The organism is Pseudomonas sp. S12(2018), assembly GCF_024355235.1.
Classification (GTDB): Bacteria; Pseudomonadota; Gammaproteobacteria; order Pseudomonadales; family Pseudomonadaceae; genus Aquipseudomonas; species Aquipseudomonas palmensis.
The window spans coordinates 39,040-46,318 of record NZ_QLAD01000002.1 but is presented as its reverse complement, the minus strand read 5'-3'; the positions used below and the strand labels follow the sequence as shown (position 1 = coordinate 46,318).

Annotated in this window: 3 protein-coding genes; 1 reads left to right on the top strand and 2 read right to left on the bottom strand. The window is 66.1% G+C overall.

What is annotated here, in order from left to right:
• Positions 1-38: 38 nt before the first annotated feature.
• Both DN388_RS04015 and DN388_RS04010 read right to left on the bottom strand, forming a co-directional pair.
• The gene (locus DN388_RS04015; RefSeq protein ID WP_054914947.1) at positions 39-1,346 is read right to left on the bottom strand and encodes an FAD-binding oxidoreductase; all 1,308 of its coding nucleotides are present in this window, start codon (positions 1,344-1,346) and stop codon (positions 39-41) included.
• 27 nt (positions 1,347-1,373) lie between these two features.
• A complete protein-coding gene (locus DN388_RS04010; protein WP_043864160.1) occupies positions 1,374-2,738 on the bottom strand; it encodes a glutamine synthetase family protein in 1,365 nt (454 codons plus the stop codon).
• A 443-nt stretch (positions 2,739-3,181) separates the two neighbouring features.
• Between DN388_RS04010 and hrpA the strand changes: the two genes are divergently transcribed.
• The gene (gene hrpA, locus DN388_RS04005) at positions 3,182-7,093 is read left to right on the top strand and encodes an ATP-dependent RNA helicase HrpA (RefSeq protein ID WP_054914945.1); all 3,912 of its coding nucleotides are present in this window, start codon (positions 3,182-3,184) and stop codon (positions 7,091-7,093) included.
• Positions 7,094-7,279 lie beyond the last annotated feature (186 nt).

The window sequence follows — 7,279 nt, the reverse complement described above, 5'->3', positions numbered from 1 at the left end:
AGTGATCCCTGTGGGAGCGGGCTTGACCCGCGATGTTTTCAACGCAGTTTCTCAAGCATCTGGTAGTACCACATCCCCGCCGCCAGCAATGGGTTGCCCAGCACATCGCCCATCGGCACCTTGATGTGGCTGCAGCCGGCAAAGGTATCGAATCGGCTCAATGTGCCGGTGATCGCTTCGGCCATGATCTCGCCCATGATGTGGCTGGTGGCGATGCCATGCCCCGAATACCCCTGGCAGTACCACACGTTGTCCGACAGCTTGCCCAACTGCGGAATGCGGTTGACCACGATGCCCATCGCGCAGCTCCACTGGAATTCGATCGGCACGCCCTTGAGCGCCGGAAAGGTCGCTTCGATGCACGGGCGCAGCTCCCCCGCGATATCCCGCGAATCACGTCCCGAATAATTGGCCCCGCCACCGAACAGCAGGCGCCCGTCTGCGGTCATGCGGTAATAGTCGAGCACGAAGCGGCAGTCGTACACCGCCAGGTCCTGCGGGTTTAGCTTGCGGGCCAGCTCGCCCAGTGGCGTGGTGGTCACGATGCCGCCCATGGCCGGGAAGATCTTGCCCTTGAGCTGGGGCTTTTCCAGCTTGTGGTACACGTCGCCGGCCAGCATCACCTGGCGTGCGTTGACCCGGCCCTTGGCCGTGACAACCGCAGGTTTGTCGCCATGCACGATCTCCAGCACTTCGGAGTTCTCGAAGATCAGCGCGCCCAGTTGGTGCGCTGCCCGCGCCTCGCCCAGGCACAGGTTGAGCGGGTGCAGGTGCAGGTTGCGCAGGTTCTTCAGCGCGCCCAGGTACAACGGGCTGTCCAGATGCTGGCGCACCGCCTCGCGGTCGAGCATCTGCACCTGCTCGCCCATGCCGCGCCGCTGGGCTTCGTCGGCGAAGGCCTGCAGTTCGGTCATGTGCGCAGGCTTCATGGCCGCGTGCAGGTGGCCGTGCTTGAGGTCGCAGTCGATGGCGTAGCGTTCGACCCGTTGCTGGATGATGTCGTGGCCGCGAAAGCGCAGTTGCCAGATGAAATCGTCCACGTCATCGCCCAGGCGCTTGCGCATCTGTTTGCGCATGGCCTCGTCACCCGACAGGCTGCCGGTGACCTGGCCGCCGTTGCGCCCGCTGGCGCCCCAGCCGATACGGTTGGTTTCGACGATGGCCACCTTCAGGCCGCGCTCGGCCAGTTCCACCGCGCTGGCCACGCCAGTGAAGCCGCCACCGATGATCACCACGTCGACCTCGACCGTGCCCTGCAGGGTCGGGTACTGGGTGGTGTCGTTCAGGCTGGCGGTGTAGTAGGAGGCGCTGCGCTGGGCGGTGCCGTGGTTGAGGGCTGCATTCATGGGTGTGTTCCTTGAAGAATAGGGGGCTCAGGCCTGGGTCAGGTACCAGCGCCAGTCCTGCTCGCCGACCTCGGCCATGAACTGGCGGTACTCGGCGCGCTTGACCGCCAGGTACACCCCGAGGAAGGCCTCGCCGAACGCTTCGCGCGCCCAGCTGGAGCGCTCCAGCGCGGTCAGCGAGGTCAGCCAGTCGGTGGGCAGCAGCGTCTTGGCCTGGGCGTAGCCGTTGCCCTGCACCGGGGCGCCGGGGTCCAGTTGCTGGCGGATGCCATGGTGGATGCTGGCCAGAATGGCCGCGGCTGCCAGGTACGGGTTGGCATCGGCGCCGCAGATGCGGTGTTCGATATGTCGGGTGTTGGCCGGCCCGCCGGGCACGCGCAAGCTCACGGTACGGTTGTCCACACCCCAGGTCGGCGCCAGCGGTGCATAGCTGTTGGCCTGGAAGCGGCGATAGGAGTTGGCGTTGGGGCAGAACAGCAGCAGCGAGTCGAGCAGCATGGCCAGCATGCCGCCCACCGACTGGCGCAGCAGGGGCGTGCCGGCCTTGTCTTCGCTGGCGTACAGGTTGTGGCCGGCGGCGTCGGCCAGGCTCACGTGCATGTGCATGCCGGTGCCGGCCAGGTGCTCGAACGGCTTGGCCATGAAGCAGGCCTGCATGCCGTGCTTGTGTGCCACGCCCTTGACCAGGCGCTTGTAGCGCACCGCCTGGTCCATGGCCAGCAAGGCGTCGCCGTGCTCCAGGGTGATCTCCACCTGGCCGGGGGCGTATTCGGAAATCGCGGTACGCGCAGGAATGCCCTGGGCCTTGCAGGCGCTGTACAGGTCGGCCAGAAACGGTTCGATCTGCTCCAGCTCGCGCAGGCCGTATACCTGGGTAGCGCGGGGGCGACCGCCGTCGGTATCCAGTGCCGGTTGCGGGTGGCCCAGGTGATCGCGCTTCTGGTCGAGCAGGTAGAACTCCAGCTCGCAGGCCATTACCGGCTCATAGCCATCGGCCTTGAGCGCGTCGATCACCTTGGCCAGCAGTTGGCGTGGATCGGCGACGCTGGCCGGCAGGCCTTCGCTGGGGTGCATGCTCACCTGCAATGCCGCCGTGGGGATCTGCCGCCACGGCATGCGCACCAGGCTGCCGGCCAGCGGGTATGCGCGGCAGTCGATATCGCCCACGTCCCACACCAGCCCCGAGTTCTCCACATCGTCGCCATTGAGGGTCAGGCCGAGGATGGTGCTGGGCAGCGGCCGCCCGCTTTCATACACGGCCAGCAGTTCCTCGCGGTGCAGCAGCTTGCCGCGGGGCACGCCGTTGGCGTCGAGGATGAACAGCTCGATCATCTCGATATCGGGGTTGGCGGCCAGGAAATCCTCGGCCTCGGAAACAGGGGCAAACTGCATGGTGCACTCGCTTACGCCGTGGCGGCGTACAGGATCGCGCGCCAGTGGGCACGTCGATCGGTCGACAGGGTGGCCGCAACCGGGCCAGCGGTATCAGTGGGGTGCGAGGGCGGTATCTGGTGGGCGGGCATGGCGGCAATGCCACAAGGCCCAGAACGCGAGGATGCTATTGAACAGCGGATTTTCACCGGGGCGCGCCCGCACCTTCGGGAACGAAGGGCGCATCAGGGGGCGGGGCGTACACGCTGGCAAAGTCATGCACGGATACTCCCACGCGTGGGAAGGTTCATTAAATCGGCCTTTGTATACCTTCAGTTAATCAATGGCTAAACAATGGCCCTGCATGGCGAACCGTGCCGTGGCAGGGCAAATCTGCGACAATCCCCGACCAAACTACGCCGATCATGTGAAAGCAGGCTCACCTGCATTATTAAAAAGACGTCATGACTGACCAGAACGCCGCCATCGAGCAACTGCTGAAAAACCTTGACCACGCCATGATCGCCGAGCGCCATCGCCTGCGTCGGCAACTGCATGACCTGCGCAAGCGCCCCGACGAGGCCAAGCTGGCCCAGTGGGCCGCCCGGGTACAGGCCTCCTGCGATCAGGTCGCCGCGCGCAAGGCCAGCGTGCCGCGCATCCACTACGACGACAGCCTGCCGATCGCGGCCAAGCGTGACGAAATCAAGAAGGTGCTGGCCGCCCACCAGGTGCTGATCATCGCGGGCGAAACCGGCTCGGGCAAGACCACCCAGTTGCCCAAGATCTGCCTGGAACTGGGCCGCGGCCAGCATGGCCAGATCGCCCACACCCAGCCGCGCCGGATTGCCGCGCGCAGCGTGGCCACCCGCGTGGCCGAAGAGCTGGGTACGCCGCTGGGCGCGCTGGTCGGCTACCAGGTGCGCTTCGAAGACCAGAGCGATGCCAACACCCTGGTCAAGCTGATGACCGACGGCATCCTGCTGGCCGAAACCCAGCACGACCGCTTTCTGGAACGCTACGACACGATCATCGTCGACGAAGCCCACGAACGCAGCCTGAACATCGACTTCCTGCTCGGCTACCTCAAGACCCTGCTGCCGCGGCGCCCCGACCTCAAGGTCATCATCACCTCCGCGACCATCGACCTGGAGCGCTTTTCCAGGCACTTCAACGATGCGCCGATCATCGAGGTGTCCGGGCGTACCTACCCGGTCGAGACCTGGTACCGGCCGCTGACCAGCGAGCAGGACGAGGAGGGCAACCGCGTCGAGGACGATCTGACCGTCGACCAGGCGATCCTGGCCACCCTCGACGAGATTGCCGCCCATGAGCGCAGCATCGGCAAGGGCCCGGGCGACGTGCTGGTGTTCCTGCCCGGCGAGCGCGAAATTCGCGATGCCGCCGAGATGCTGCGCAAGGCACAGCTACGCCACACCGAAATCCTGCCGCTGTATGCACGGCTGTCGCCGGCCGAGCAGCAGAAGATCTTCCAGTCCCATCCGGGGCGGCGCGTGGTGCTGGCCACCAACGTTGCGGAAACCTCGCTGACCGTACCGGGCATCCGCTACGTGATCGACAGCGGCACGGCGCGCATCAGCCGCTACAGCTACCGTGCCAAGGTGCAGCGCCTGCCCATCGAGGCGGTGTCCCAGGCCAGTGCCAACCAGCGCAAGGGCCGTTGCGGGCGGGTCGAACCGGGCATCTGCGTGCGCCTGTACAGCGAGGACGACTTCAATGGTCGGCCCGCCTTTACCGACCCCGAGATCCTGCGCACCAACCTGGCTGCGGTGATCCTGCAGATGCTGCACCTGCGCCTGGGCGAGATCGACGCCTTCCCGTTCATCGAGCCGCCGGATGGCAAGGCCATCAGCGACGGCTTCAACCTGCTGCAGGAACTCTCGGCAGTCAATCGCGAGAACCAGCTGACCCCGCTGGGCCGCCAGCTGGCGCGCCTGCCGGTGGACCCGCGTCTGGGCCGCATGCTGCTCGAAGGCGCCAAGCAGGGCAGCCTGCAGGAGTTGCTGATCGTGGCCAGTGCACTGTCGGTGCAGGACCCCCGCGAGCGTCCGCCCGAGCGCCAGCAGGCTGCCGACCAGGCCCATGCGCAGTGGAAGGACAGCGACTCGGACTTCGCCGCGCTGGTCAACCTGTGGCGCGGCTTCGAAGAACAGCGCCAGGCCCTGACGGCCAGCCCGCTGCGCAACTGGTGCCGCAAGAATTTCCTGAATTACCTGCGTCTGCGCGAATGGCGCGATGCACACCGGCAACTGAGCCTGATCTGCCGCGACCTGCAGTTGAGCATCAACAAGGAGCCGGCCGACTACCCGCGCCTGCACAAGGCGATTCTGTCCGGGCTGCTCAGCCAGATCGGCCAGAAGACCGAGGACGGCGACTACCTGGGCGCGCGCCAGCGGCGCTTCTGGGTACACCCGTCCTCGGGCCTGGGCAAGAAACGCCCGCAATGGCTGATGACCGCCGAACTGGTCGAGACCACCAAGCTGTATGCGCGCATGGTGGCCAAGATCGAGCCGGACTGGATCGAGCCGCTGGCCGGGCACCTGATCAAGAAGAACCACTTCGAACCGCACTGGGAGAAGAAGCGCGGCCAGGTGGTGGCCTTCGAGCAGGTCACGCTGTACGGCATGATCGTGGTCGGCCGGCGCCCGGTGCACTACGGGCCGATCGACCCGCAGGCCTCGCGCGAGCTGTTTATCCGTCAGGCCCTGGTGGGCGGTGAGATCCAGTCGCGGGCCAAGTGCCTGGCGGCCAACACGCGCCTGCTCGAGCAGCTCGACGAGCTGGAGGCCAAGGCCCGCCGGCGCGACATCCTGGCTGATGAAGAGACCCTGTACGCCTACTACGAGGCGCGCCTGCCGGCCGAGATCCACCAGACCGCGACCTTCGACAGCTGGTACCGCGTCACCAGCCAGAAAGACCCGCAGTTGCTGATCATGCGCGAAGAGGACGTGCTGGCCCGTGAGGCCAGTGAAGTCACCGCCACGCAGTACCCCGATACCCTGCGCATCGGCGACCTGAGCCTGGCGCTGAGCTATCACTTCGAACCCAACCACCCCCGCGACGGCGTTACCGTGCGGGTGCCGGCGCCGCTGCTGCCCAGCCTGCCGGGCGAGCGCCTGGAATGGCTGGTGCCGGGGTTGCTGGAAGCCAAGTGCATTGCGTTGGTACGCAACCTGCCCAAGGCCTTGCGCAAGAACTTCGTGCCGGTGCCCGACTTCGTCAAGGCCGCCTTGCAGCGCATGACCTTCGCCGACGGCTCGCTGCCCCAGGCGCTGGGCCGCGAACTGCTGCGCATGACCGGTGCGCGGGTCAGCGACGAGGCCTGGGCCGAGGCGGCTGCGCAGGTGGAAGGCCACTTGCGCATGAACATCGAAGTGGTCGATGCCCAGGGCAAGTTCCTGGGTGAAGGCCGCGACCTGACCGAGCTGACGGCGCGCTTCGTTGCTGCCAGCCAGGCCGCGCTGGCCGTGCCGCAATCGGCCAAGGCCCAGCAGCCGGTGCAAGCCAAGGTGTTTGCCGAGGTGGCCCAGACCGCCCAGCAGAAGATCGCCGGGCTGTCGATGACGGTGTACCCGGCGCTGGTGGAAGAGGGCGGTACGGTCAAGGAAGGGCGCTTCTCGACCCAGGCCGAAGCCGAGTTCCAGCACCGCCGAGCCTTGCAGCGGCTGCTGCTGCAGCAACTGGCCGAGCCGGCGAAGTTCCTGCGCGGCAAGCTGCCGGGGCTGACCGAACTGGGCCTGCTGTACCGCGAGCTGGGGCGTGTCGATGCGCTGGTCGAGGACATCCTGCTGGCCAGCCTGGACACCTGCATCCTCGACGGCGAGAGCAGCCTGCCGCGCGACGGTGCCGGGCTTGCTTCGCTGGCCGAACGCAAGCGCGGCCACTGGGCCGATCACGCCGAGCGCCTGGCCCGCCTGACCCTCGAGATACTCAAGCTCTGGCACGGTCTGCAGAAGCGCTTCAAGGGCAAGATCGACCTGGCCCAGGCCGTGGCGCTCAACGACATCAAGCAGCAACTGGCCAACCTGGTGTACCCGGGTTTTGTGCGGGAAACCCCGGGCATCTGGCTCAAGGAACTGCCGCGCTACCTCAAGGCGGTGGAGCTGCGTCTGGAAAAACTCGGTTCGCAGGTGCAGAAAGACCGCGTGTGGAGCGGCGAGCTGAGCGGTCTGTGGGCACAGTACAAGGCGCGTGCCGACAAGCATGCCCAGGAGGGCAAGCGCGACGAGCAACTGGTGCTGTACCGCTGGTGGATCGAGGAATACCGCGTGTCGCTATTTGCCCAACAGTTGGGTACCAAGGTACCGATTTCCGACAAGCGCCTGGCCAAGCAATGGAGTCTGGTGGAAGCCTAATCCCCGGAACTTGTGGCACACTTGGCGAACTTCGCTACCGTGTCAGGTACCTGCCACGGTAGCTACAGAATGCAGCACAGCGTACTGCCCCGCTTGCCGGGTGCATTGCCTGTATTAATTGGTACTTTCGTGCCATTTGACCGACAGAACAGGCCGTTGCCCGGCAGGCAGCGGCCCCGAACAGAG

What these genes read in the sequence shown, in the direction of transcription:
- DN388_RS04015 (WP_054914947.1), bottom strand. Translation starts at nt 1,346, where the DNA reads ATGAATGCAGCCCTCAACCACGGCACCGCCCAGCGCAGCGCCTCCTAC.
- DN388_RS04010 (WP_043864160.1), bottom strand. Translation starts at nt 2,738, where the DNA reads ATGCAGTTTGCCCCTGTTTCCGAGGCCGAGGATTTCCTGGCCGCCAAC.
- hrpA (WP_054914945.1), top strand. Translation starts at nt 3,182, where the DNA reads ATGACTGACCAGAACGCCGCCATCGAGCAACTGCTGAAAAACCTTGAC.